Origin of the sequence: Bacillus sp. Bvel1, assembly GCF_014872755.1 — a bacterium.
Classification (GTDB): Bacteria; Bacillota; Bacilli; order Bacillales; family Bacillaceae; genus Bacillus; species Bacillus velezensis.
In genome coordinates, this window is the sequence record NZ_JAAOBZ010000001.1 from 1 (window position 1) to 2,500 (window position 2,500).

2 tRNA genes and 2 rRNA genes (1 of these 4 cut by a window edge) are annotated in these 2,500 nt (G+C 53.4%); all 4 read left to right on the forward strand.

Going from position 1 to position 2,500, the window contains the following annotated elements:
- The first annotated feature begins 5 nt into the window (after positions 1 to 5).
- A 16S ribosomal RNA gene (locus HAP68_RS00005) occupies positions 6 to 1,555 on the forward strand.
- A gap of 100 nt (positions 1,556 to 1,655) precedes the next feature.
- Positions 1,656 to 1,732 (forward strand) — tRNA-Ile (locus HAP68_RS00010).
- Between the two features lie 14 nt (positions 1,733 to 1,746).
- Positions 1,747 to 1,822: transfer RNA gene (locus HAP68_RS00015), tRNA-Ala, on the forward strand.
- Positions 1,823 to 1,904: 82 nt separating this feature from the next.
- Positions 1,905 to 2,500: ribosomal RNA gene (locus HAP68_RS00020) — 23S ribosomal RNA — on the forward strand (it continues 2,334 nt past the right edge of the window).
- The 16S and 23S rRNA genes sit together here with 2 tRNA genes alongside, the layout of an rRNA operon.

Genomic DNA, 2,500 nt, shown 5'->3' on the forward strand with positions numbered 1-2,500 from the left:
CTACTTTATCGGAGAGTTTGATCCTGGCTCAGGACGAACGCTGGCGGCGTGCCTAATACATGCAAGTCGAGCGGACAGATGGGAGCTTGCTCCCTGATGTTAGCGGCGGACGGGTGAGTAACACGTGGGTAACCTGCCTGTAAGACTGGGATAACTCCGGGAAACCGGGGCTAATACCGGATGGTTGTCTGAACCGCATGGTTCAGACATAAAAGGTGGCTTCGGCTACCACTTACAGATGGACCCGCGGCGCATTAGCTAGTTGGTGAGGTAACGGCTCACCAAGGCGACGATGCGTAGCCGACCTGAGAGGGTGATCGGCCACACTGGGACTGAGACACGGCCCAGACTCCTACGGGAGGCAGCAGTAGGGAATCTTCCGCAATGGACGAAAGTCTGACGGAGCAACGCCGCGTGAGTGATGAAGGTTTTCGGATCGTAAAGCTCTGTTGTTAGGGAAGAACAAGTGCCGTTCAAATAGGGCGGCACCTTGACGGTACCTAACCAGAAAGCCACGGCTAACTACGTGCCAGCAGCCGCGGTAATACGTAGGTGGCAAGCGTTGTCCGGAATTATTGGGCGTAAAGGGCTCGCAGGCGGTTTCTTAAGTCTGATGTGAAAGCCCCCGGCTCAACCGGGGAGGGTCATTGGAAACTGGGGAACTTGAGTGCAGAAGAGGAGAGTGGAATTCCACGTGTAGCGGTGAAATGCGTAGAGATGTGGAGGAACACCAGTGGCGAAGGCGACTCTCTGGTCTGTAACTGACGCTGAGGAGCGAAAGCGTGGGGAGCGAACAGGATTAGATACCCTGGTAGTCCACGCCGTAAACGATGAGTGCTAAGTGTTAGGGGGTTTCCGCCCCTTAGTGCTGCAGCTAACGCATTAAGCACTCCGCCTGGGGAGTACGGTCGCAAGACTGAAACTCAAAGGAATTGACGGGGGCCCGCACAAGCGGTGGAGCATGTGGTTTAATTCGAAGCAACGCGAAGAACCTTACCAGGTCTTGACATCCTCTGACAATCCTAGAGATAGGACGTCCCCTTCGGGGGCAGAGTGACAGGTGGTGCATGGTTGTCGTCAGCTCGTGTCGTGAGATGTTGGGTTAAGTCCCGCAACGAGCGCAACCCTTGATCTTAGTTGCCAGCATTCAGTTGGGCACTCTAAGGTGACTGCCGGTGACAAACCGGAGGAAGGTGGGGATGACGTCAAATCATCATGCCCCTTATGACCTGGGCTACACACGTGCTACAATGGACAGAACAAAGGGCAGCGAAACCGCGAGGTTAAGCCAATCCCACAAATCTGTTCTCAGTTCGGATCGCAGTCTGCAACTCGACTGCGTGAAGCTGGAATCGCTAGTAATCGCGGATCAGCATGCCGCGGTGAATACGTTCCCGGGCCTTGTACACACCGCCCGTCACACCACGAGAGTTTGTAACACCCGAAGTCGGTGAGGTAACCTTTTAGGAGCCAGCCGCCGAAGGTGGGACAGATGATTGGGGTGAAGTCGTAACAAGGTAGCCGTATCGGAAGGTGCGGCTGGATCACCTCCTTTCTAAGGATTTTAACGGAATATAAGACCTTGGGTCTTATAAACAGAACGTTCCCTGTCTTGTTTAGTTTTGAAGGAACTTTGATTCTTTCATATGGTAGATGGGCCTGTAGCTCAGCTGGTTAGAGCGCACGCCTGATAAGCGTGAGGTCGGTGGTTCGAGTCCACTCAGGCCCACCATCTTTACCCAATACGGGGCCTTAGCTCAGCTGGGAGAGCGCCTGCTTTGCACGCAGGAGGTCAGCGGTTCGATCCCGCTAGGCTCCACCAACGTGTTCTTTGAAAACTAGATAACAGAAGTAATTCACATTCAATTAGTAATGCAAGATATCACGTAGTGATTCTTTTTAACGGTTAAGTTAGAAAGGGCGCACGGTGGATGCCTTGGCACTAGGAGCCGATGAAGGACGGGACGAACACCGATATGCTTCGGGGAGCTGTAAGCAAGCTTTGATCCGGAGATTTCCGAATGGGGAAACCCACCACTCGTAATGGAGTGGTATCCATATCTGAATACATAGGATATGAGAAGGCAGACCCGGGGAACTGAAACATCTAAGTACCCGGAGGAAGAGAAAGCAAATGCGATTCCCTGAGTAGCGGCGAGCGAAACGGGACCAGCCCAAACCAAGAGGCTTGCCTCTTGGGGTTGTAGGACACTCTGTACGGAGTTACAAAGGAACGAGGTAGATGAAGAGGTCTGGAAAGGCCCGCCATAGGAGGTAACAGCCCTGTAGTCAAAACTTCGTTCTCTCCTGAGTGGATCCTGAGTACGGCGGAACACGTGAAATTCCGTCGGAATCCGGGAGGACCATCTCCCAAGGCTAAATACTCCCTAGTGACCGATAGTGAACCAGTACCGTGAGGGAAAGGTGAAAAGCACCCCGGAAGGGGAGTGAAAGAGATCCTGAAACCGTGTGCCTACAAGTAGTCAGAGCCCGTTAACGG